The sequence below is a fragment of the Mesobacillus sp. AQ2 genome (assembly GCF_030122805.1).
GTDB lineage: Bacteria > Bacillota > Bacilli > Bacillales > Cytobacillaceae > Mesobacillus > Mesobacillus oceanisediminis_A.
On the sequence record NZ_CP126080.1, the window covers coordinates 3,984,534 to 4,007,137 of the forward strand.

26 protein-coding genes and 1 riboswitch are annotated in these 22,604 nt (G+C 43.9%); of the genes, 12 read left to right on the forward strand and 14 right to left on the reverse strand.

Features of this window, described 5'->3' with window-relative positions:
• Positions 1-6 precede the first annotated feature (6 nt).
• Entirely contained in the window at positions 7-414 is a 408-nt protein-coding gene (locus QNH36_RS20040) for a DoxX family protein (protein ID WP_251544388.1), read from the reverse strand.
• Between the two features lie 183 nt (positions 415-597).
• Here QNH36_RS20040 and QNH36_RS20045 point away from each other — a divergent pair, with 183 nt between their 5' ends.
• Positions 598-906, forward strand: a complete 309-nt coding sequence (locus tag QNH36_RS20045) for a winged helix-turn-helix transcriptional regulator (RefSeq protein ID WP_144478755.1) — start codon at positions 598-600, stop codon at positions 904-906.
• Between the two features lie 89 nt (positions 907-995).
• On the opposite strand, the gene QNH36_RS20050 is transcribed toward QNH36_RS20045, so the two are convergent.
• A complete protein-coding gene (locus QNH36_RS20050; RefSeq protein ID WP_283905445.1) occupies positions 996-1,436 on the reverse strand; it encodes a Dps family protein in 441 nt (146 codons plus the stop codon).
• A gap of 208 nt (positions 1,437-1,644) precedes the next feature.
• Between QNH36_RS20050 and QNH36_RS20055 the strand changes: the two genes are divergently transcribed.
• On the forward strand, positions 1,645-1,857 hold the full coding sequence (locus tag QNH36_RS20055) for a methionine aminopeptidase (RefSeq protein ID WP_283904053.1): 213 nt from the start codon (positions 1,645-1,647) through the stop codon (positions 1,855-1,857).
• A 44-nt stretch (positions 1,858-1,901) separates the two neighbouring features.
• Here the strand turns inward: QNH36_RS20055 and QNH36_RS20060 are convergent, their stop codons facing one another.
• Positions 1,902-2,297, reverse strand: a complete 396-nt coding sequence (locus tag QNH36_RS20060) for an HIT family protein (RefSeq protein WP_283904054.1) — start codon at positions 2,295-2,297, stop codon at positions 1,902-1,904.
• A 90-nt stretch (positions 2,298-2,387) separates the two neighbouring features.
• The gene (locus QNH36_RS20065) at positions 2,388-2,840 is read right to left on the reverse strand and encodes a DinB family protein (RefSeq protein ID WP_283904055.1); all 453 of its coding nucleotides are present in this window, start codon (positions 2,838-2,840) and stop codon (positions 2,388-2,390) included.
• A gap of 248 nt (positions 2,841-3,088) precedes the next feature.
• Between QNH36_RS20065 and QNH36_RS20070 the strand changes: the two genes are divergently transcribed.
• Positions 3,089-3,604 (forward strand): DoxX family protein, encoded by a 516-nt coding sequence (locus QNH36_RS20070; protein WP_283904056.1) that lies wholly within the window; start codon positions 3,089-3,091, stop codon positions 3,602-3,604.
• A gap of 47 nt (positions 3,605-3,651) precedes the next feature.
• On the opposite strand, the gene QNH36_RS20075 is transcribed toward QNH36_RS20070, so the two are convergent.
• Positions 3,652-3,987, reverse strand: coding sequence for a nucleoside triphosphate pyrophosphohydrolase (locus QNH36_RS20075; RefSeq protein ID WP_144478745.1), 336 nt, complete (start codon positions 3,985-3,987; stop codon positions 3,652-3,654).
• Between the two features lie 184 nt (positions 3,988-4,171).
• On the opposite strand from QNH36_RS20075, the gene QNH36_RS20080 reads away from it, so the two are divergent.
• From QNH36_RS20080 to QNH36_RS20100, 5 genes are all read left to right on the forward strand, one after another.
• The gene (locus tag QNH36_RS20080; RefSeq protein ID WP_144478743.1) at positions 4,172-5,056 is read left to right on the forward strand and encodes a LysR family transcriptional regulator; all 885 of its coding nucleotides are present in this window, start codon (positions 4,172-4,174) and stop codon (positions 5,054-5,056) included.
• Between the two features lie 187 nt (positions 5,057-5,243).
• Positions 5,244-5,969, forward strand: a complete 726-nt coding sequence (locus tag QNH36_RS20085) for a beta-ketoacyl-ACP reductase (protein WP_283904057.1) — start codon at positions 5,244-5,246, stop codon at positions 5,967-5,969.
• A gap of 45 nt (positions 5,970-6,014) precedes the next feature.
• The gene (locus QNH36_RS20090) at positions 6,015-7,610 is read left to right on the forward strand and encodes an acyl CoA:acetate/3-ketoacid CoA transferase (RefSeq protein ID WP_283904058.1); all 1,596 of its coding nucleotides are present in this window, start codon (positions 6,015-6,017) and stop codon (positions 7,608-7,610) included.
• Between the two features lie 37 nt (positions 7,611-7,647).
• On the forward strand, positions 7,648-9,090 hold the full coding sequence (locus QNH36_RS20095) for a GntP family permease (protein ID WP_144478737.1): 1,443 nt from the start codon (positions 7,648-7,650) through the stop codon (positions 9,088-9,090).
• Positions 9,091-9,153: 63 nt separating this feature from the next.
• Positions 9,154-10,338, forward strand: a complete 1,185-nt coding sequence (locus QNH36_RS20100; RefSeq protein ID WP_283904059.1) for an acetyl-CoA C-acetyltransferase — start codon at positions 9,154-9,156, stop codon at positions 10,336-10,338.
• Between the two features lie 53 nt (positions 10,339-10,391).
• Here the strand turns inward: QNH36_RS20100 and QNH36_RS20105 are convergent, their stop codons facing one another.
• Positions 10,392-10,616 (reverse strand): hypothetical protein, encoded by a 225-nt coding sequence (locus tag QNH36_RS20105; RefSeq protein ID WP_144478733.1) that lies wholly within the window; start codon positions 10,614-10,616, stop codon positions 10,392-10,394.
• Positions 10,617-10,890: 274 nt separating this feature from the next.
• Positions 10,891-10,975, reverse strand: a riboswitch (cyclic di-GMP riboswitch).
• A gap of 239 nt (positions 10,976-11,214) precedes the next feature.
• Here QNH36_RS20105 and QNH36_RS20110 point away from each other — a divergent pair.
• On the forward strand, positions 11,215-11,559 hold the full coding sequence (locus tag QNH36_RS20110; RefSeq protein ID WP_144478731.1) for a hypothetical protein: 345 nt from the start codon (positions 11,215-11,217) through the stop codon (positions 11,557-11,559).
• Positions 11,560-11,610: 51 nt separating this feature from the next.
• Here QNH36_RS20110 and nadE read toward each other — a convergent pair whose 3' ends face one another.
• Positions 11,611-12,432, reverse strand: coding sequence for an NAD(+) synthase (nadE, locus tag QNH36_RS20115; RefSeq protein WP_251544424.1), 822 nt, complete (start codon positions 12,430-12,432; stop codon positions 11,611-11,613).
• A 219-nt stretch (positions 12,433-12,651) separates the two neighbouring features.
• Between nadE and QNH36_RS20120 the strand changes: the two genes are divergently transcribed.
• Positions 12,652-13,707: a lactonase family protein gene (locus QNH36_RS20120; protein WP_144478727.1), complete on the forward strand. Its 1,056-nt coding sequence runs from the start codon at positions 12,652-12,654 to the stop codon at positions 13,705-13,707.
• A 68-nt stretch (positions 13,708-13,775) separates the two neighbouring features.
• On the opposite strand, the gene QNH36_RS20125 is transcribed toward QNH36_RS20120, so the two are convergent.
• The 5 genes from QNH36_RS20125 to QNH36_RS20145 all read right to left on the reverse strand — a co-directional run bounded on the left by QNH36_RS20125 (position 13,776) and on the right by QNH36_RS20145 (position 20,351).
• Positions 13,776-14,759: a Gfo/Idh/MocA family protein gene (locus tag QNH36_RS20125; protein ID WP_144478725.1), complete on the reverse strand. Its 984-nt coding sequence runs from the start codon at positions 14,757-14,759 to the stop codon at positions 13,776-13,778.
• 60 nt (positions 14,760-14,819) lie between these two features.
• On the reverse strand, positions 14,820-16,226 hold the full coding sequence (locus QNH36_RS20130; protein ID WP_144479023.1) for a HAMP domain-containing sensor histidine kinase: 1,407 nt from the start codon (positions 16,224-16,226) through the stop codon (positions 14,820-14,822).
• Positions 16,216-16,914, reverse strand: coding sequence for a response regulator transcription factor (locus QNH36_RS20135; RefSeq protein WP_144478723.1), 699 nt, complete (start codon positions 16,912-16,914; stop codon positions 16,216-16,218). Before QNH36_RS20135 ends, QNH36_RS20130 begins: the two co-directional genes overlap by 11 nt.
• Before the next feature lie 671 nt (positions 16,915-17,585).
• Positions 17,586-18,971, reverse strand: a complete 1,386-nt coding sequence (locus QNH36_RS20140) for an MBL fold metallo-hydrolase (protein ID WP_283904060.1) — start codon at positions 18,969-18,971, stop codon at positions 17,586-17,588.
• A 192-nt stretch (positions 18,972-19,163) separates the two neighbouring features.
• Positions 19,164-20,351 (reverse strand): MFS transporter, encoded by a 1,188-nt coding sequence (locus QNH36_RS20145; RefSeq protein WP_251544432.1) that lies wholly within the window; start codon positions 20,349-20,351, stop codon positions 19,164-19,166.
• 196 nt (positions 20,352-20,547) lie between these two features.
• Between QNH36_RS20145 and QNH36_RS20150 the strand changes: the two genes are divergently transcribed.
• Both QNH36_RS20150 and QNH36_RS20155 read left to right on the forward strand, forming a co-directional pair.
• Positions 20,548-21,063, forward strand: a complete 516-nt coding sequence (locus QNH36_RS20150; RefSeq protein WP_144478717.1) for a DoxX family protein — start codon at positions 20,548-20,550, stop codon at positions 21,061-21,063.
• A gap of 193 nt (positions 21,064-21,256) precedes the next feature.
• Positions 21,257-21,757: a DoxX family protein gene (locus QNH36_RS20155; protein WP_283904061.1), complete on the forward strand. Its 501-nt coding sequence runs from the start codon at positions 21,257-21,259 to the stop codon at positions 21,755-21,757.
• A 50-nt stretch (positions 21,758-21,807) separates the two neighbouring features.
• On the opposite strand, the gene QNH36_RS20160 is transcribed toward QNH36_RS20155, so the two are convergent.
• Together QNH36_RS20160 and QNH36_RS20165 are read right to left on the reverse strand one after the other, a co-directional pair.
• Complete coding sequence (locus tag QNH36_RS20160) at positions 21,808-22,167, reverse strand: cupin domain-containing protein (RefSeq protein ID WP_283905446.1); 360 nt, start codon at positions 22,165-22,167, stop codon at positions 21,808-21,810.
• 5 nt (positions 22,168-22,172) lie between these two features.
• On the reverse strand, positions 22,173-22,565 hold the full coding sequence (locus QNH36_RS20165; RefSeq protein WP_283904062.1) for a hypothetical protein: 393 nt from the start codon (positions 22,563-22,565) through the stop codon (positions 22,173-22,175).
• Positions 22,566-22,604 lie beyond the last annotated feature (39 nt).

The following is a 22,604-nucleotide window of genomic DNA, read 5'->3' on the forward strand; positions in this document are numbered from 1 at the left end:
CCTCCTTTAGGCGTTTTTAGTTTGAAAAATGACATTATCAATAGCGAAGAGTGATTTATTAGTGATTGCCAGATAAATTGAGATGGCCATTAACGCAAGGTCAAGTTCATATCCCGCCATCTGGCCGTTTCCAAGGAATCCTCCGGCGAGCTTTACTTTAATGACCGCTACGGCCAAAACAACCGCAAACAAAATCGAAACAATCCTTGTCCCAACTCCCAGTATCATCGCGATACCGCCTACTAATTCTATTAAAGCTACAAGGTATGCCGAAAAACCTGGCAGGCCAAGACTTTCAAAGAAACCCACTGTGTTTTCGATACCACCCTGGAACTTGGCCGCGCCATGGATCAGGAAAGTTGCTCCTAAAACAATTCTTAAAATTGTTGCTCCAACTTCATTCATCTTTATCATTTGTATTATTCTCCTTTTTCATTTACTTTAACGAAAACAGCACTGCAGTTACAATATCGTTAGTAGGTTACTTTATGTAAGTAATTATATTTTAGTTAACTATATACGTCAAGTAATCTTTTTGTTAAAAGTAATTTATTTTTAATTTAATATGATTATAATATTAAGTAAGGAGTGATTAGAATGGATAAGATTATTTGTCCTAGATTTGAAAAAGCCATGACCATCCTGAGCTTAAGATGGACCGGGCTGATCATTTACCAGCTCCTATCTGGTCCACAACGATTCTGCAGCATCGAGTCTGCAATCGGGATCAGCGGCAGGGTTCTTTCTGAACGCTTAAAGGATTTGGAGAATGAAGGGATTGTTAAAAGAAAAGTCTACCCAGAGACTCCTGTGCGGATTGAATACTCTCTGACCGATAAAGGCGAGGCACTTGAACCTCTTATGGGGAAAATTGAAGATTGGTCCCAGAGCTGGCTGAAAGACTGAAAAACTAACAAAGTACACCAACAGAGCCTAAAAGGATTAGGATAAAAAAGAGACGTATGCATCGGCATACGTCTCTTTCATTTCCTCTCTTATCTGCCTAAAAATGAATTCAGCATCCAAACATGTTTTTCCAGCCCTGAATGAATCGACAAAAGAAGATCGCTTGTTGTTTCATCGTGTACTTCTCCAGCCAGTTCCATTCCCCGCTTTAATTCTTCGATCATGGTTGAATAGTCATGAACAATGCTTGCAACCATTTCTGAAGCGGACTCATTTCCTGCGGCTTCTTTTACCGAAGCAAGCTCGAGCGCACCAGTCATCGTTGCCACCGGCTTGTCCCCCATCGCCAGCAATCTTTCGGCTAATTCATCAATATGCAATGCAGCTTCATTGTACAGTTCTTCGAATTTCGCATGCAGAGTGAAGAATTCTGGTCCCGTTACATACCAGTGGTAGTTATGGAGTTTGATGTAAAGGACTGTACAGTTTGCAATTTGCTGGTTGACCATTTGTGTCAATTCATTTTTCATCATGAATTCCTCCTGGATTTTTTATTCAGGTTCATTATAGTCCAAGATTATCCAGTAAGGTTTGTTAATGATGGATTGTTCACATTAATGTCAACTTTCAATTATGGTATGTGCTCGTACCAGGGGCAAAAACCAAATTTCTCCATAAACTATACATAAAAACATGTGAATTTCTCCAAACTATGCATAGAACTGGAGGTGTATGATTTTGGGTTTATTCAATGCGCTTAATCAATGGAGAAATGCAAGATACGAAAACCACCTTGCCAATATGAAGGATCAAAATAAATGCCCTGACTGCCATGGCAGGGGTTACTACGCTTTTTCCGCGAATGAATTTGTTTATTACGCGGCACCATACGAATGTCCCGGCTGCAACGGAAGCGGATTATACTCAGATTGGTATGAGAGCACAACCTAAAAATGGCCCTGCATTTGCAGAGCCATTTTTTTGTGCCAATCTAACTAGTTCCTCCTATTTGCTTCCTGCTTGATCCAGTATCTGATTCCCCGCCCGGCGAGAGGCTCATCTTTAAAACGCGGAATGACATGCAAATGAGCATGGAAGATCGATTGGCCGCCTGCTCTGCCAGTATTCCAGCCTACGCTGTATCCATCTGGCGAGTACTTTGTGTCGAGCCGTTCCTTTGCTGCGGCCAGCAATTCCCTTGAATCCATCCACTCTTGATCTGACAGCTCAAATACATTCTGCTTATGTTGTTTCGGGATGATCAGTCCGCTCCCCTGCAGGATTTGCTGCTCTGATTCCTTTTGGATAAAATAACAGGTTTCATTTTCAAAAACGACATTCTGCTCCTCATCCGCATGTATATTGCAATATGGACAAGTCTCCTGGTACATTGGCAGCCTCCATTTCTCGCATGGTCTAATTTAGGCCGATGCCTGCAATTATAAAAAGCAGTGGCCAAATGGTCACTGCCATATCTGTCATTACTTCGCTAATTTTTTCATCGCATGGATTTGGCCAAGATGGTAGGATTCGTGGAACAAGGCCATATTGGCAAGTTCCCCAAACGTCTCCAGTCCGAGAAAAGGCTTTTTCAGCTTCTCGTCCAGCATCGAAGCCGGGACCTCTTTGATTCTTCCAAGCTGCGTTTTTAATTGTTCAGTCAATAGCTCGACAGAAGGAACATCGCCCGACCAATCAGATGGGCGCGTACCATTCCCAAATAGCTCTATGTAATTCTCTGGAAGATGACTTGATTTTTTAGGATAACCCAGCATGAATTGTTCTGCGACCGTCAACACATGTCCGATTTGCCAGTGGATGTTATTATTAAAGCCCTCGGGCTGAAAACTCGCCTGCTTAGGATCCAATCCCTCAATATCTTTTATAAAATTCCCTCTTGTTAATTCAAAGTGTTTAAACAATAGCTCGCTCATTACTTCATTCCCCTTTCCTGCTTGTTATCTCCTTATGTTTATTCTATATATTTCCAACATATGTGACAAGGAAAAGAAATATCATTATACCTATAAGGGTATATTATCCATAAAAGGAACTCTCTGTCAAAAATTGTTCAAAACATTATGGCTGATATGTGTCTTCACACTTTATTCACAGATTTCCATATTTTTCTTTGATATTTTATTAGTGTAATCATTATATTTTTTGAAGGGAAGCGATTTAGATGTTCGCTAAATGGTTAAGGGAAAACAATATTGCTGCTGGCCTGTTGACAGTGATTCGTGTATGGCTTGGTTACAACTGGATGACTGCTGGGTGGGGAAAGTTGACGGGTGACGGTTTTGACGCAACTGGATTTTTAAAAAATGCTGCTGCCAATCCTGTAAAAGGTCCAGACGGACATATGGTGTATGGATGGTATGTAAACTTCCTTGAAAGCTTTGCGATTCCTAATGTGGATCTGTTCAACTTCATCGTTCCGCTTGGTGAATTCCTTATCGGCCTTGGTTTGATTCTTGGATGCTTGACTACTGCTGCCATGTTCTTCGGCCTTGTCATGAACTTCAGTTTCTTCCTTGCCGGCACTGTATCCCACAACCCAACTGACATCTTCTTCGGTTTCATCATTCTGTTTGCCGGTTTCAATGCTGGCAAATACGGTTTAGACCGCTGGGTGGTTCCTTTCATCCGCAAAACTGTTTTCAAACAGGCACCGGAAACTGTGCATAAAACTGCTTAACATGATATAGATAAAGCCCTCCGCCAACTATGGCAGAGGGCTTATTTTTATTTTGAACGTTCATCTACTGATTTGAGAAGGATTTTTTTGCGGAAGCCGCCGCTTCGGTTCTTCTTCAGCTGGCGCATGAACTCCACTTCCGATTCGGTGATTCCTCGATGTTCCGCAATCGCATAGACCACCTCAAGCAAGTCCACTATTTCACTCAGCAGCCTATCGGTTCCGGCATTCCGGAATTTTTCAACTTCCTCATTGAATTTTTCCATTAGCTTTTCACTATATGCACTGCCTTCCAAGATTTCATATTCAATTTTCTTGCCTTTATCCTTCATCAAATCCGGAAAAAAGTCCCTTACGAGTTTGTTGTATTCTTTTTTTTCCATGACGATTCCCCTTTTGCTGTCTTACTGATAAACATAACCTTAAATCTATGTGTTCAAACGCATTTTCTTATAATACATGGCAATCATCCTGCTTGCCTCATTAAGTAGTGCTTCTAAACCATTATTTTTCTATGGTCAGCCTATGTTACAATAGCGGTACTTATGGGATTAATACGGAGGAATAATGATGGATACACGTCAGTTAGCGTATTTTGTCCAGGTTGCAAAAGATAATAGTTTTACAGTCGCAGCGAGGAATCTCCATCTCTCTCAGCCTGCTTTAAGCAAAATGATTAAAAAACTGGAAGAAGATCTCGGTGTCCAGCTCTTTGACCGGTCCGAGCATAAAATGACTTTGACTGATGCAGGAGAAAAACTATTCGAAGAGGGGCAAAAAATTCTGTTGGAGATGGACTCGATCACAGAAGCGATTCAGGATACAAAAAATTTAAGGACTGGAAATGTAAGCGTGGGAATCCCGCCTGTAATAGGGACAAGCTACTTCCCTCCTCTTATTGCTAATTTCCGGCAAGATTACCCAGGAATTAACCTTTCAATTATTGAAAATGGAGCTGTCACAGTCTATGAAATGGTCGAAAAGGGGTTCGTCGACCTTGGGCTGGTTATATTGCCTGAGCTTTCTGATCGAATTGAGTACATTCCAGTAACGGAAGACGAAGTGGTCTTAATCGTCCATAACGACCATCCGCTGGCTGAAAGGGAGAAAGTTACATTCGAAGACTTAAAGGACGAATCGTTTGCACTCCTCAATGAAACCTTCCTTCTCCATCACCATGTCCTCAAGGCTTGCCGTGAAGCTGGCTTTGAACCAAATGTTTATTTTAAGAGCTCCCAATGGGACTTCCTAACTGAATTGGTCTGTCTTAACCAGGGGATTTCGATTTTACCGCGTCCAATCCTGGCCAGATTCAACAGCAATAGCATTAAGCAAATCCCGATTGATCATCCGGAAATGAAATGGCGGATTGCAATCATCCTGAAAAAAAACAGATACATCTCTTTTGCTGCGAAGAAATTCATCGAATACATCCGAGAACATATTAAATAACTTTTTTTCGAATTTAGCATTGTCCAGACAAAATGGCAGGAGTACGAGGCAATTACCTTGTACTCCTGCTTTTTTTATTCCATAACTTAAAGTTATAACAATCATGATTTATATGTATTTTATTTTAATATTGATACCGCTTACATTATTAGTGTAATCATTTAATATCGTGTAGGGGGCTTACATTATGAATAGAATGGAAGGTAAAGTGGCTATTGTAACAGGAGGAGCACGTGGAATCGGCCGCCAAATAGTGGAAACGCTTGCGCAAGAGGGTGCTGCGATTGTCTATTCTCTCGATATGGGAGTCGGAGAATATCAATTGCCAAATGTACGCCATGTGCAGTTAAATGTGACGAATCGCGACCAGGTTGCGAAATTTGTTGAAGACGTGAAAACTGAGTTCGAAAAAATCGATGTCCTTGTCAACAACGCCGGAATTACCCGTGATGCTTTGATTCAGAAAATGACTGAAGATATGTGGGATGCAGTAATAGATGTAAATCTTAAAGGAGTATTCAACCTGACTCAAGCTGTGGCGCCAATCATGATGGAAAATGGAAAGGGCTCAATTGTCAGTATCTCTTCTGTTGTTGGCGTATATGGAAATGTTGGACAGACAAACTATGCAGCAACAAAAGCAGGTGTCATTGGCATGACCTATACCTGGGCGAAAGAGTTCACTCGCAAAGGGGCTGCAGTACGCTCAAATGCTATTGCCCCGGCTTATGTTGAAACAGAAATGATGGCAACTGTACCTGATAAAGTCCTCCAGCCAATCAGAGAGAAAACCCCGCTTGGGCGCCTTGGTCAGCCGCAGGAAATTGCAAACGCAGTATTATTCCTTGCAAGCGACGAGTCAAGTTATGTCAATGGGCATGTCCTGGAAGTGACCGGTGGATTAAGACTTTAATCCGACCCCTGGACTGAAATAGAAAATGACAATGAGGTGTTGACTATGTCTTCTGTAAAAATCATTTCATCACAGAAAGCAGCAAATTTGATCACCGACAACACGATTGTGGGCCTGGGCGGTTTTATTGGCGTTGGCGTTGCAGAAGAAATATATATCGAGGTAGAAAAGAGATTCCTTGAAAGCCAGTCTCCAAGAAACCTAACCCTTATGTATGCAGCAGGAAACGGTGATGGTGTTGACCGAGGCATGAACCATTACGCTCATGAAGGACTTGTGAAGCGAATCATCGGCGGTCATATGGGACTTGCGCCAAAATTCCAGCCATTGGTGGTCAATGACAAAATTGAAGCCTATAACCTGCCGCAGGGTGTCATTTCACAGATGTTTCGTGATGGAGCAGCTGGTAAACCGCGCACGGTCACACATGTAGGATTAGGAACATTTGTCGACCCGGATATTGACGGCGGCAAGCTGAATCAAGCTACAAAAGAGGAAATCGTTGAAAAAGTAAACTTTGACGGCAAATCTTATCTTGCCTATAGAACACAGAAGCTTGATTTTGCTCTGCTGAAAGGTTCGGTTTCCGATGAAAACGGTAACATCAGCTTCGAAAAGGAACCGCTTACACTAGAAATCCTATCCATCGCCATGAATGCACGCAATAGCGGAGGCAAGGTGATTGTCCAGGTAGAAAAGATTGTCAAAAACGGTTCAATAGATCCTAAGCTTGTGGCTATACCGGGAATACTCGTCGATTATGTGGTTGTTGTTGAAAACCCGGCCAACCATATGCAGACATTCGGAACACAGCACAATGAAGATTTTTACCGGAGCGATGTTGTTCATAAGCAATCCGATAAAAAATATCCCCTTAACGAACGCAAGGTGATCGCGCGCCGTGCAGCCATGCTATTGAACGAGGATATCAAAGTACTGAATTATGGAATCGGAGTGCCTGAAATTATCGCACATGTCCTCCAGGAGGAAGGAATGAATGACCAATTCACTCCAACTCTTGAGCCTGGTGCAATTGGCGGCACAGCAGCAGGCGGGCTGGATTTTGGCTGCTCAATCGGGCCACAGGCGATCATTGATCAACCATATATGTTTGACTATTACGATGGCGGCGGAATTGATGCAGCATTCCTTGGCCTGGCTCAATGTGATACTAAAGGAAATATTAATGTTTCAAAGTTCGGCCCTAAAATTGCCGGATGCGGCGGATTCATCAATATTACCCAAAACGCCAGGCAAATCGCTTTTTGCGGAACATTCACTGCCGGTGGCTTAAAGGTAGGGACCGGCAAAGGGAAGCTTGAAATCCTCCAGGAGGGCAAAGCAAAAAAATTCATCGAAAATGTAGAGCAAATCACTTTCAGTGGTGATGTGGCACGTGAAAATAATAAAAGAATCATCTATATTACCGAACGAGCCGTTTTTGAACTTTTGCCTGAGGGATTGACGCTTACAGAGATTGCCCCTGGCATCAATTTAGAAAGAGATATCCTTTCCCAGATGAATTTCAGGCCATTGATTGCCAAAGACTTAAAATTAATGGACAGCAGGATTTTCATGGATGAACCTATGGGTTTAAAGGATAAAAAAACTCCTGGCTTACGAAATATTGCAGCAATCTGATCCATCAAAACTTGTGTTTTAGAAAGGAGTTCCCCATATGGAGCTATTCATTATACTATTAGCCCTTGGATTATTGATGTTCACAGCTTACAAAGGGTATTCAGTCATCCTTTTTGCACCAATCGCTGCCCTTTTGGCTGTGCTGCTGACGGACCCAAGCCACGTACTGCCCTTTTTCAGCAACATCTTCATGGAAAAGATGGTCGGATTCATCAAAAACTATTTTCCAGTTTTCCTGCTTGGTGCAATTTTCGGTAAGGTAGTCGAAATGTCTGGGATTGCCGAATCCATCGCTAAGTCCATCATTAAATTGGTTGGCGGCACCCGTGCCATTCTAGCAATCGTGTTGATGGGCGCTATATTAACATACAGCGGGGTTAGCTTGTTCGTTGTGGTATTTGCCATCTATCCTTTTGCTAAAAACTTATTCAGAGAAGCGAACATTCCTAAAAGGCTTATTCCGGGAACGATTGCCCTTGGAGCGTTCACATTCACGATGGACGCACTTCCAGGCACGCCCCAGATCCAAAACGTTATTCCAACAAGCTTCTTCGGGACTGATATTTACGCGGCACCTGCCCTCGGGATCATTGGTGCAATCCTTGTTTTCACATTAGGCATGCTTTATCTTGAAACTCTTAGAAAGAGAGCTGCAAAACGCGGCGAAGGTTTCTACGGATTTGATAATGCAGAATCCGCTGCTGCAGCAGAAGCTGAGGCACTAGATGAAGGTGTCAGCAACATTGACATGACTGCTAAAACGAGCACAATAAGAGCTGTACTTGCATTCGTACCATTAGTGCTTGTTGGTGTAGCTAACAAATTCTTCACAGTGAATCTGCCAAAATGGTATCCGAATGGGTTTGATTTTTCAAAGATTGGTCTTGAATCCTATGGTACGGTCCAGATGGCTGGAGTAGTTGGAATCTGGTCCGTTGAACTGGCGTTGATTCTTGGCATCCTGGCTACTCTTTTATATGACTGGAAGAAGGTTACCGGAGGATTTAAAGTTGGAGTCAACACTGCAATAGGCGGTGCCTTGCTTGCATCGATGAATACTGGGGCTGAATACGGTTTTGGCGGAGTCATTTCCTCTCTTCCAGGATTCTCTGTTGTGAGTAAAGGAATTTCAACAACATTCACAGATCCGCTCATCAATGGAGCAGTAACGACTACAACTCTTGCAGGTGTGACTGGATCTGCTTCAGGCGGTATGGGGATTGCTTTGAGTGCAATGGCTGATACTTACATGAAGGCAATCACAGAATTCAATATCCCGCCAGAAGTCATGCACCGTGTCATCTCGATGGCATCAGGCGGAATGGATACACTTCCTCACAACGGTGCAGTTATTACTTTGCTTGCTGTTACCGGATTAACTCATAAACAATCTTATAAAGATATTTTTGCTATTACTGTAATAAAAACATTGGCTGTATTCTTCATTATTGCAGTCTACAAGTTAACTGGACTAGTATAATAATAACAACAAAGGGGGAGCAATTCCCCCTTTCTTAACTTTAATTCGGAAGGGGCAGTAAAAATGGAAAATTCAATTGTGATTGCAAGTGCGGTCAGGACCGCTACAGGAGCTTTTGGCGGAGCTTTTTCAAAGGTATCTGCAGTTGATCTTGGAGCGGCCGCTATTAAGGCTGCATTGGAAAAAGCAAATATTAGTGCTGATTCCGTCGATGAAGTCATCATGGGAAATGTCCTTCAAGCCGGGCTTGGTCAAAATCCGGCACGCCAGGCTGCCATGAGAGCAGGACTTCCAGAGACATGCCCATCCATGACAATCAATAAACTATGCGGCTCAGGTTTGAAGGCCGTTCACCTGGCATATCAAGCAATTGCAGCAGGTGAAGCCGATATCGTTGTCGCTGGCGGAATGGAGAATATGAGCCAGGCGCCTTTCGTTCTCAAAGGTGCGCGAGAAGGCTTCAAAATGGGCGACCAAAAACTCGTTGATACATTGCTTGGCGATGGACTCGTATGTGCATTTAATGACTACCATATGGGTATTACTGCCGAAAACCTTGCCGAAAAATATGAAATCTCGCGCAATGAACAGGACGCTTTCGCAGTCAAAAGCCAGAACCGGGCAGAAGCAGCGATCACTTCTGGACGTTTCAAGGATGAAATCGTCCCTGTAGAAGTGAAACAGCGTAAAGGCGATCCTATTATTGTCGATCAGGATGAGCATCCTAAATTCGGCAGCACTCTTGAAAAGATTGGCAAGTTACGGCCTGCATTCAAGAAAGACGGAACCGTAACCGCAGCCAATGCTTCTGGAATCAATGATGGCGCAGCTGCAGTTGTGGTGATGAGTGGCAAAAAAGCAAAAGAACTAGGAGTTACTCCACTTGTAACCATCAAGGCGAATGCTTCTGCGGGCGTTGATCCATCCATCATGGGTATTGGGCCTGTTAGCGCTGTTAAGAAAGCCCTTAAGAAAGCGGAAATGGAGTTAACGGATATCGATTTAGTAGAGGCGAATGAGGCATTTGCGGCACAGGCTCTTTCCGTCATGAAGGAACTTGGCATGAGCGAGGAGAATGTAAATGTCAACGGCGGTGCCATTGCGCTTGGCCACCCAATTGGAGCAAGCGGAGCAAGAATTCTAGTCACACTCATCCACGAACTTAAGAAACGAGAACAAAAATACGGACTGGCCACCCTCTGCATAGGCGGCGGAATGGGTGTCGCAACGATCATCGAAAATGTTTAATCAATAGAAAAAGCCTGTGGTCCGCACCACAGGCTTTCATATTTTAGCAGTTATCAAACTACATAATCTTCAGTTAATTTACTGCATGCATTTGATAGATTCTCAAGGCATTCCCTTCTTAGCCTCTCGTCACAGATGAAATCATTCCGAAGCTCTTCTTCCAGCTTCATTTGTATCTGCTGAATTTCTTCCTGGAACCTTTCCCTTTTTTCAACATCTGTTAAATGAAACTCTATCTCCCGTTCAAAGTACTCTACCGTCCCAAACAATACAGTCAACGTTTCCTCCACCTTCCATTCTATTTTTCAAAAATCCTTTTTCCTAAAAACAAAACCTGCCAAAAGGATTATTTTCACTCGTCCTGTCAAGATACTTAAGTTTTATTTATCCTTTCTCACACTCGGCAAACGTGAAATTCAGTTCTTTTTGCATGATTGTGCAGAATGGACCAGGAAGAATAAAAAAAATCCTCCAAAAAAGACGGCGGATTTCCTTTGGCAAACAGTCAACCAATACCATTCACCGATATGTTCTATACTCATCCGATCTTTTATTGGCAACCCGACTATCCTAGCAGCATGGCCTTAGACTCGTGGCTTTGCGTCCTCACCTTTCGATAAGTTTGCCTTTTTCAGTTCTACTTAAAATATAAAACTTTAGAACCATACTTTCAACAAAATTCGCCAATTAATTACAAAGATGAGTCTAATTTCCTATAACTTTGTGAGCGCATGAAAGATAGACAACCCTTTCAGGCGCCAACTTTGATTAGCGCATTGTTTTCACAATGTAATATCCCAGCAATCTCTATGTAAAGTTCAGTTGCTAGAATAAAAGGAAGAAGCTTTATTACAGGCGAATGGCAGGAGGATCCTTATGGAACAGCATGTTAAAAAGTCGCTAGATGAATGGAAAGCAGAAATTGAAGAGATTCTTAAAGAAATAGATGCGGAGTATGACGAAGTAAAAAATGAGCTTAAAGTGTATACATATAAATTTAACATCACGAAGCAGGTTGTCCAGTCGACAGTGAATCCGGACCTGAACAGGAAGATTCGCGAATTGTATCATCAGCCATTTGAGGAGAAATTCAATGATTTGAAAGAGTATATCAAGGAGTTGGAAGAAAAAAAGCGGGTCTTCCAGATGTTCACCGATAAAATCGACAAAGTGACAGACAAAGAGGATGCGCCACAGTTAGCTATTGCGCAAACTGAATAAAAAGGAAAGCCTGGCTTTTGATCGAAAATCTTAGCCAGGCCTTTTTTGTGCTTATTCCTTCCACCATGAATCAAACATGGACGCTGGAACATGCCGTTTATGCTCTGAAGCAAGATATCTGCCCTCAATTTTGGCTGCTGCTGCTTCATCAATCTGCTTTCCTTCAAGATAATCATCGATTACTTCATAGCTGACGCCAAGTTCGGTTTCATCCGATTGAAGCGGCTTGTTGTCTAAAAGGTCAGCGGTAGGCTCTTTCAGATACAGTCTTGATTCTGCATTCAATGCTTTGAGCAGTTCCCTGCCCTGGCGCTTGTTCAAGCCGGTAAGCGGCAGCAGGTCAGCTCCTCCATCCCCGTATTTTGTGAAAAATCCGGTTACTGCTTCAGCAGCATGGTCTGTCCCAATCACCAGCAAGCCGTCCTGCCCGCCGATAGCATATTGGGTGATCATCCGGATCCTTGCCTTTGCATTTCCTTTGTTAAAGTCTGTCATCTTCTCGCCAATCGCTTCCTCGAACTGGGTATTGAAGGTGTCGACAGCAGGCTGGATATTGAAGGTGATCGTTTGATCCGGCTTGATGAATTCCAGTGCTTTCTGAGCATCATCCTCATCTTTTTGCACCGCATAAGGAAGTCTGACAGCGACGAATTTGGCATCCTTGCCTTCTGACCGCAATTCCTCCGCAGCCATTTGCGCAAGTTTCCCCGCCAGAGTGGAATCCTGGCCGCCGCTGATGCCTAGAACGAACCCTTTCGCCCTTGATGTAAGCAAATATTCCTTTAAAAAATCGATTCTTTTCCTGATTTCTTGCTGGGGATCAATTTGCGGCTGCACATTCAAATCTTCAATTATCTGCTTTTGCAAGCTCATGATAACCCTCCTAATTCACGAAAAACTATTCAAAAAAGAGCATATCCCTTCTAAAGTCCAAAGTCCAGATTTTCGTCAGAAAACCTAACATCCCAATACCAAAAATGCTCATGTTTATTTTACCCATTACCATGGTGGACGTAACATTTTGTCTGCCATGATTTTTTTGCTAGACTATAAACCATAGTATTAACGCGAATTAAATTGGAGGCATTCATAATGGCAACCCATGAAAAGTTCAAAGGCTATTTCGGTACCTATACAAAAGGCAACAGCGAGGGGATCTATTCTTTCACATTGGATGCGGCAAATGGAAAAATCCTTGATGTGGAACCAGCTGCAGCTCTGGAAAACCCTACTTACCTGACAATCAGCGATGACAACCGCTTCCTTTATGCAGTCGCAAAAGAAGGTGATTCCGGAGGAGTTGCAGGCTTCAACATTCTTGACTCCGGAAAATTATCTTTCATCGATTCACAGCTTGCTCCAGGAGCATCTCCCTGCCATGTGAGCGTGAACCCGGAAAACACTCTGCTTTTATCCGCTAATTACCATAAAGGGACTGCAGATTCTTATCTGCTGAACGCTGAAACCGGCAGTATTGAAAATGTGTTATCAAGCGTGGTCCATGAGGGTTCAGGACCGGATGAGCGGCAGGAAAAAGCGCACACGCATTATGCCGGCTTCACTCCTGACGGGAAATATGCGGCAGTGATCGACCTTGGCATCGACCAACTGATCACCTACACCCTGGACAACGGTCAGCTGATTGAAAAGAGTGTATTGAATATTGCACCAGGAAGCGGTCCAAGACATCTTGTTTTCCATCCAAACAACACAATTGCCTATCTGATGACAGAATTCAGCTCTGAGGTGCTTGTCTTAAAATACAATGTTGAAGATGGAAGCTTTGAACAACTTCAGACAATCACAACCTTGCCAGCAGACTTCACCGAAAACAATCAGGGAAGTGCCATCCATATTTCTTCTGACGGAAACTACATCTACGCTGCCAATCGCGGCCATGACAGTATTGCCGTTTTCAAGGTGGATCCAGAAAGCTTCAAGCTCACCTTTGTTGAACACACTTCAACTGAAGGCAATTGGCCAAGGGATTTTATGCTTGACCCAAGCGAGAAATTCCTGATTGCCGCCAACCAGAATTCCAGCAATGTCACGCTTTATTCTCGTAACACAGAAACAGGCAGATTGACATTATTACAGTCTGATGTGCAAGTCCCGGACCCTGTCTGCGTAAAATTTTTACATTACTAAGGATCGTTCCATAAACAGCCGATACCATGAAAAACAGGCAGGTGCACTTAGCAGCACCTGCCTGTTTTCTATTTGTCGCTCGGGAAGCTGACACCCATTTGCAATCTGGCTTCATCAAGGATTTTCATGGTGATCCTTGAGTTTTCAAGCGAATTGTTTACCGACTCCAGTTTTCCTTGCTGGATCAATGTAATGAATTCCTCTGCTTCATAAAACATATTATCCTCAAGCTGTTTTACTGACAGATCTTCACTGCTTCCATCACGGTAAAGGATTTCTACTTTTGTAGGAGTGCTGATTTTATCAATCCTGATGCAGCCGTTCTCACCGTGTATTTCAGAAGGGAGTGTTGAATCAGTGATTTTCGAAAACATGATGACAGCATCCATTTCATCATACTTCAAAATCAGGCTTCCTTCCCCATCAACTCCTGACTCAAGTATGTAGCCATTTGCCTGGATAGACTTTGGCTCTCCAAACAAGACAACGAGCGGATAAATGCAGTAAATACCGATATCCATCAGCGAACCTGCCGAGAATTCCGGGTTAAATGCGTTCAGGACGGTACCTTCTTTATATTTGTCATAGCGGGAAGAATACTGGCAATAGCTTGCGAAGTACCTTCTGATTGTGCCAATTTTGCCCAGGTTTTGCTGGACTGCCTTGAAGTTCGGCATCAAGGTCGATTTCAGCGCCTCCATCAAAACAACTTGATTTTCTTTTGCCGCTCGGATCATATCGTTCAGTTCGCGGCTGTTAGACGCGATCGCTTTTTCACAAAGAACATGCTTGCCATTTTCCATTAGCATGATCGCCTGGCTGGCATGCAAAGAATTTGGGCTGGCAAGGTAGACAGCATCAATGGCATCGCTTTTCGCCATCTCTTCCAGGTCTGTAAAAACGGTATCCACTCCGAACTTCCCTGCAAAGTCCGCAGCACGGTCCTCTGAACGGGAATATACTGCAGCCAGCTTAAAATCCTTCTGATGGCGTGCTCCTTTAATAAACGCTTCCGTAATCCAATTTGTTCCTACCACTCCGAAACGCACCATGTCGGTTCACCCTTTCCAATAGCAAAAGCCGGGGGCAATGCCCACAGCTTCTTTATTATCTTAGCGAAAAGGGAGCTCAATCACAAACCTGGTCCCTTTTCCATGCTCGCTTTCCACAGAAATCTTCCCGGCATGCATCTGCACCAGCTGTTTGACGATGGACAAACCGAGACCGAATTCCCCAAACGGATTGCTCGTCCTCGAGATATCGGCTTTGTAAAAACGATGCCAGATTTTTTCAATTTCGGCCGGTTCAATACCGATGCCAGTGTCCTCTATCTCAATCACCGTTGTGCTGCCTTTCATCCTGCCACGGAGCCAGACTGTTCCGTTATCCGTGAACTGGATGCTGTTTTTCGTAATATTGATCAAAATCTGGACGAGACGGTCATAATCAGCATGGACCATCGCCGCTTCCTCTGCCTCGATCTCGATTCTATTATTGCGTTCCTCTGCCTGCAATCCGAGCTGATCCTGGATGATTTCGAGCACTTCGATCAGTTCAATATCTTCTTTTACAAGCTGAACCTGGTTTGAACGGATCTTATCATAATCAAGATTCTCATTGACGAGTCTGATCAGCCGCTTCGTTTCCTGGCTGACCAGGTTGATTCCCCGCTCTTTTTCCGCCTCGGGAATCATATTATTCCTCAGGCCTTCGATGATCCCGCTGATGGTCGTGAGCGGCGTCCTCAATTCATGTGACACATCGGACATAAACTGGCGCCGCCGGTTCTCCAGGTTCTCGATTTCGGATTTTGATTCATTCAGCCTGTCGACCATGCCGTTAAAATCATTTGCCAACTCGCCAATCTCATCAAAATCCGAACTTGGTACTTTTACAGTATAGTCCCCAGCTGAGACGGCCGATGTTGCTTCCTGGAGCTTTTTGATCCTGTTGACGTGAATTCGCGATAACACCCAGCTCAGCAAAAACGAAACGCCAAGGCCAATCAGCATCGTATAAAACAAATACTTATTGATTTCGGTAATCATTTCCCGTGTCCCGCTGATTGGAGAGGTAAGGAGAATGCCGCCAACGAAATTCCCGCGGTCCAAATATGGCAAAACAACCAAGGTCACAGCACGGTCATACCTTTCAAGGTCATAATTTTTCACAATCGGTTTTCCGTTTGTAAGCTGGCTCCACTCTTTTTCCGATAATTCAATCGCCGGCCCTCTCCACCGGATGGGATTCAGCAGCTGGATATTTTCATCAAACACACTGAATTGGATATCACGTCCAAACAGGACGCGGGCATACTGGTTGATCACCTGGTCCGGCTGTTCCCTACCCCGGTCGAGATCCCGCAGGATATTCTCACCATAGGAAACCAGCTCCTCCGTCTTGTTTTTATAGACCAGTGTTTCAACATATTGTGTGAAAACAAGACTAAGGATGAGGAAAGCGACAATGATAATGCTGATATGGCTGAGGAATTGCTGGTAGATATACTTAACCTTCATGCCCATCAACACATTCGTCGAATTTATAGCCGACTCCCCATACAGTGTGGAAGAATGGCTGTTCAGCTGTGCCAAGCTTCTTCCTTAAACGCTTGATATGGACATCGACCGTACGCTCATCTCCGTAAAACTGATAACCCCAGACACGCTCGAGAAGCTGTTCCCTCGTAAACACCTGACGCGGATGCTGGGCGAAAAGCAGGAGCAGGTCAAACTCTTTTGGTGTCAAATTCGTCACTGGCTTGCCGTCCAGGCTCACCTCACGTGTTTCTTTGTTGATTTTCAGCCGGCTTGTCCCGACATCGCTGTTCTCGTCAGGCTTCTGTTTTTGGTAACGGCGTGCCACAGCCTTGATCCTCGCCATCAAAGCCAGCGGACTGAACGGCTTCGTCACATAATCATCCGCCCCCATTTCAAGCCCAAGAACCTGGTCCGACTCACTGTCCTTTGCCGTCAGCATGATAATGGGAATATCACTGCCCTCCTGCCTGATCTTCCTGCATAAGGTGACACCATCCATCCCCGGCAGCATCCAGTCGACAATCATTAAATCCCAATCCTCATTTTTATAAGCCTCATAACCCTCTAGGCCATCATTCACAAACCTGCCTTCAATGCCCTCTTTCGAAAAAAACATCTCAATCATCGCGCACACACTCTCATTATCCTCAATCACTAATATTTTCACGGCAATCCCCTCTATCACGAAATCTGTTATCTCTAAATTATAGCGCAACAGGAACATAATCAACTGATTAGGGTAATGTTACAGATTATTTAATGGATTGGACATAGTTTGTTCATGATTAAAAGGGACAGTTACCTCTTTTTCCTAGCCACTTTAAAAATTAGGGTTCCTATAAGCTGTATTGATGCCACGACCCTACTATATTCTTACAAATCACAGCTCCAATACGCCCTATTGGTGACAAGATTCTCCTATATTGTTACAAATCAAAGTCCCAATACACTCTATTGGCGTCACAGTTCTCCTATATTCTTACAAATCAAGGCCTCAATACGCTCTATTGGTGACACAATTCTCCTATATTCTTACAAATCAAGGCCCCAATACGCTCTATTGGTGACACGATTCTCCTATATTCTTACAAATCAAGGCCCCAATACGCTCTATTGGTAGCCCAATTCTCCTATATTCTTACAAATCAAGGTCCCAATAGGCTCTATAGGTGACCCAGTTCTCCTATATTCTTACAAATCAAGGCTCCAATAACCTCTATTGGTGACAACTATTATATTCTTACAAACAAGGGAGCTTTGCTTTTTCAAATTCACATGCATCAGCACTAACTCTTGTAAAAAAAAGAAGCCAGCTCACAGAATGAGCTGGCTCTGGTATTAATTTTTTTTAACAGGCAATCCTTCTTGTTCCCATGCGGAGAAGCCGCCTTCGAGGTTTAATACATCCTTGAAGCCATTTTTCAGCAGCAGGCTTGTTCCGATGGCAGAGCGTGCTCCTGATTGGCAATGGGCGATGATTTTCTTGTCTTTTGGCACTTCGTCAATCTTGTCGGTCAGGTTGCCGAGCATCATATGATGGGCACCGGGGATATGGCCGCTGTCCCATTCGCTCTGGTTGCGGACGTCGATGACAAAGTAGTTTTCGTCTTCCATTAGCTCTTTTGCCTCGCTGGCAGTTACAGACTTATATTCCTCGTGGCTTCCTCCGAGCTCTTCCGAATCAACATACCCGGTTACCTGGTCAAGACCGATTGATTGCAGGGATTTTTTCACATCAGGCAGTTTTTCCGGTTCTGCGATCAATACGATGTCCTGGTCATAGCTTAATAGCCATCCTGCCCAGTTTGCGAAGGATTTATTGTATGGAATGTTGATCGTTCCTTCTGCATGCCCCGCGGCATAGTCACTTGCCTGCCGGGTATCTACGACTGCAGCATTCCCTGTGTCGGACAATGACACTTCAGGGGTTTCCTCGCGTCTGAGCAATTCAGGGCCTTCCTTGTTCAGCTTTTTCATCTGAGCGAAGTATTTCGGAGGCTCTGGTTGTCCGGCTAGCAGCTCCTGAACAAATTGGTCCTCTTCTTTGATCTGGAAAGCCCAGTTGAATTTTTTTTCATAGCCTAATGTCGACATTGGCACCGCGCCTAGGGATTTTCCACAGGCGCTTCCTGCTCCGTGTGCTGGCCATATTTGCAGGAAGTCAGACAGGTTTTCCACTTTGCGGAGCGATTCGTACATCTGGCGGGCGCCTGCTTCCGATGTATCCTTGATGCCAGCTGCTTTTTCGAGAAGGTCAGGACGGCCGACATCGCCTACAAACAGGAAGTCGCCCGTAAAGATGCCCATTGGTTCATTGGCACCGCCGCCCTTATCCGTCAGCAGGAATGAGATGCTTTCCGGCGTATGTCCTGGCGTGTGGATCACTTCAAAATAAATATTCCCAATATTGAAAGTCGAGCCCTCAGTCAGCAATTCATGCTCATACTGGTCGACATATTGATATTTCCAGTCCTTATCCCCTTCATCTGATACATACAGCTTGGCGCCATGGTGGTGAGCAAGTTCCCTTGCTCCTGACAGATAATCCGCATGAATATGGGTTTCGGTTGCGGCTGAAATATTGAATCCTTCTTTTTTTGCGATATCCAGATAAGGCTGGATATTCCTTGCCGGGTCGATGACAAGCGCCTCGCCCGTCCTCTGGCAGCCGATCAAGTACGACATATGTGCTAGCTGGTCATCAAAAAATGATTTGAAATACATATGAATTCCTCCTTCATTTTTAATAGGTTTATGAAGAGTTCATTCTTTTATACCCCACACCATATTTTTTAAAAGTAAAAAACCCCGGTGCCGGGTGCTGCTCTAATTCCAAAATATACCTACACAAGTATTTTACTCTATTAAAATTTCTACTTCAAATAAAAAGAACCTGCTCCAAAGCCGGAAGCAGGTCTAGGTTCTTGGGGTCTTTTTCATCATTAAAATATAGAGAAGAATTGAAGCAAAAACGGAAATGGCGGAAGCAATGTAGATGCTTCCATATCCAAGCCAGTGGCCAATCTGGCCGAAAGCCATCGCCCCGACTCCAACACCTAAATCGAAAAAGGAGAAGAAAGTGGCATTCGCCATCCCTTTCCTGTTCATCGGAGCATCCTGGACAGCCCAAGCCTGTAATGCGGGCTGGACGGAGCCAAAACCGAATCCATACAGGCCGGCTGCAATGAACATCACAAGGCTGTTAGGCAGCCACGCCAAAAGGATCATAGCGATCATGATTAAAAATGTTCCTGGCAGGAAGACAGCACCATGTCCTTTTTTATCATAAAGTTGGCCTGCGAATGACCTGGAGAGCATCAGCGTCAACGCAAAAATAAAAAAGTACCACTCGATCCCTGCGATTCCCTTCTGCGCTGAGTAGAGCGGCAGGAATGAAGCGATTCCTCCAAAGGTGATCGTAATGAACAATAATAGCAAGGACGGCTGCAGGGCAGATCTTTCATATACATCCCACCTTCGCTTCACTGTTTTCTCTTCGGACTGTTCCACCTTTTTATAGGTGATACGTGATGCAAGGAGAAATGCAGCAATGCCCAGAGCGGCACTGATTAGAAATAATTGTTTGAAGGTAATGGCAGCAGCCAAAGCAAGTCCAAGCGTAGGTCCCATCGCGAGAGCAACGTTTCCGGAGAGCCCGAAGTATCCCATTCCTTCTCCCCTGCGCCTCGGCGGGATTAAATCCGTTGCGATCGTGCCAGATGCTGTTGTCGAAAATCCCCAGCCAACCCCCTGGATAATTCGCATTAGAAACAAGAAGGCAATTCCAGATGCGAATCCAAATGAACCTACTGAGAACACAAAGATTGCCAGACCTGTGAGGTAAATGAAGCCTCTCCCTTTCGTTTCCAGCATCCGGCCGGCGAATGGGCGCACGAGCAATGCCGAAAAGGTGAAAATTCCTACGACAAAACCGATCAATTGGTCATTTCCGCCCAAATGCTCCACGAATAGCGGGATGGTAGGCAAGGTCATTTGAAACCCGAGGAATATGAAGAAATTCGCCAGGAATATAAACAGGAAATCCTTGCTCCAAATTTTCTCAGTGCCCTGATTTTGCTGAGCTTCTCTTGCTGATTGATCCATATGCTTTCTTCCTTTCTGACTGAATTGAAAAGGCACTGTCGCCACCTTTCCTTTAAAAAAGGATCATGTTCAATATTCCGTCAATTTGTTGTTGCGTTTTTGTGAACAACTTCACAGATAACTCATTTTTATTTCGGATTTTGATATATTGTAAGTGTAATCAATAATTACTAATTTTTGAAGGGAAGCGATTTAGATGTTAGCGAAATGGTTAAGAGAAAACAATGTTGCTGCTGGCCTGTTGACTGTCATCAGGGTATGGCTCGGATATAACTGGATGACTGCTGGATGGGGTAAATTGACTGGTGAAGGATTCGATGCTACCGGATATCTGAAAAATGCAGTTGCCAATCCAGTGAAAGGCCCGGATGGACACATGGTTTATGGATGGTATGTGAATTTCCTTGAAAACTTCGCGATTCCAAACGTCGACCTATTCAACTTCATCGTGCCGCTTGGTGAATTCCTTATCGGTCTTGGATTGATCCTAGGTTGTTTGACAACTGCTGCGATGTTCTTCGGACTTGTGATGAACTTCAGTTTCTTCCTTGCCGGCACTGTATCTCATAACCCAACTGACATCTTCTTCGGCTTCATCATTCTGTTCGCTGGCTACAATGCTGGCAAATACGGTTTAGACCGCTGGGTAGTTCCTTTCATCCGCAAGACTGTTTTAAAGAGAGAACCGGAAGCCGCACATAAAACCGTTTAACATTAAAGACCTTAAAGAGCCTGTTTTCTGCAGGCTCTTTTTCATTTCCTTGCAGATTATCGCTCGTTCAAATTCTTGACAATATGTTATTGCTATTTTGTGAACAGCGTTCTCTGGCCCGCATCAAAAGGCCGAAAACCAATATATTGTAGTGTAATCAAATAATCATTCATTTTGAAGGGATGCGATTCATATGTTCGCAAAATGGTTAAGGGAAAACAATGTGGCAGCTGGCCTGCTGACATTCATTCGGATCTGGCTAGGCTATAACTGGATGACTGCCGGATGGGGAAAATTGACCGGAGAGGGATTTGATGCAACAGGGTATTTGACCAATGCCATTGCCAACCCTGTCAAAGGCCCTGATGGAATTGTTTATGGATGGTATGTATCTTTTCTGGAAAATTTCGCACTTCCAAATATTGAGCTTTTCAACTTTATCGTTCCTGTCGGTGAATTCCTCGTTGGATTGGGACTCATTCTTGGCTGTCTGACAACAGCAGCAATGTTCTTCGGATTGATCATGAACTTCAGTTTCTTCCTTGCCGGAACCGTATCACATAACCCAACAGATATCTTCTTTGGCTTCATCCTCCTTTTCGCCGGATATAACGCAGGAAGATATGGGCTGGACCGCTGGGTGATCCCATTCATCCGAAAAACAATCCTTAGGAACAAAGCGGCAGCTAAATGAATTACGCTAGCCTCCTGAGTCAACTCAGGAGGCTTTTGTCATATAGCCATTTATATCGATTGAAGATCAGACACCGTTCGGTCATTTTGTTCATTACCGGTATTCAAGGTGGACTTTGGCTCAAAAAAGATGACATCTGCTTCCTCCTCGGCAATTGGAAGGTGCTCTACGCCTTTTGGCACAATGATAAATTCTCCCTCATTCAAATGCACATCTTTATACCGAAACTTGAGCAAGAGCTTTCCTTTCATAACTAGGAACATCTCATCCTCATGTTCATGCATATGCCAGATGAATTCCCCCTTCAGCTTGGCGAATTTCACATGCATATCATTGATTTCCCCCGCTATTTTCGGGCTCCAATAGTCATTAAAAAGCGAAAACTTTTCACTGATATTAACCTTTTTCAGCTTAATCACTCCTTTTTAGATGTTGCATTCGGAAGAGTTTCAAATAGAAAATCCGTCTCTATCTCCCAAAATTTTGTTACCGTATTCCCGGTTGTTACTATGTATCCTATTTGGACTTTTTCCGCTTCATTTTCAAAGCTCAGGATGCCATGGGGTAAAAAATCGTATGTAAAGCCAGCATTATAGTTGAATGAACGTTTGCCTTCATTGATTTTGGATACGATCTTTTCGATTTCACCCTTGTCCTCAATCACGTGAATGATGCCATCCATGTTACTGATTGTCAGCTTATCGTACGGTCCATTCACAATTTTGCAGTGATAAGCTCCATACACCGTTAAAGCAGTCATGAACACAATTAGCAACCCCAGTTTCAAAAGCAATCCGTTTTTAACCATACATCCCCCTCCCCGCCATTATACTACCATTTATTTCTT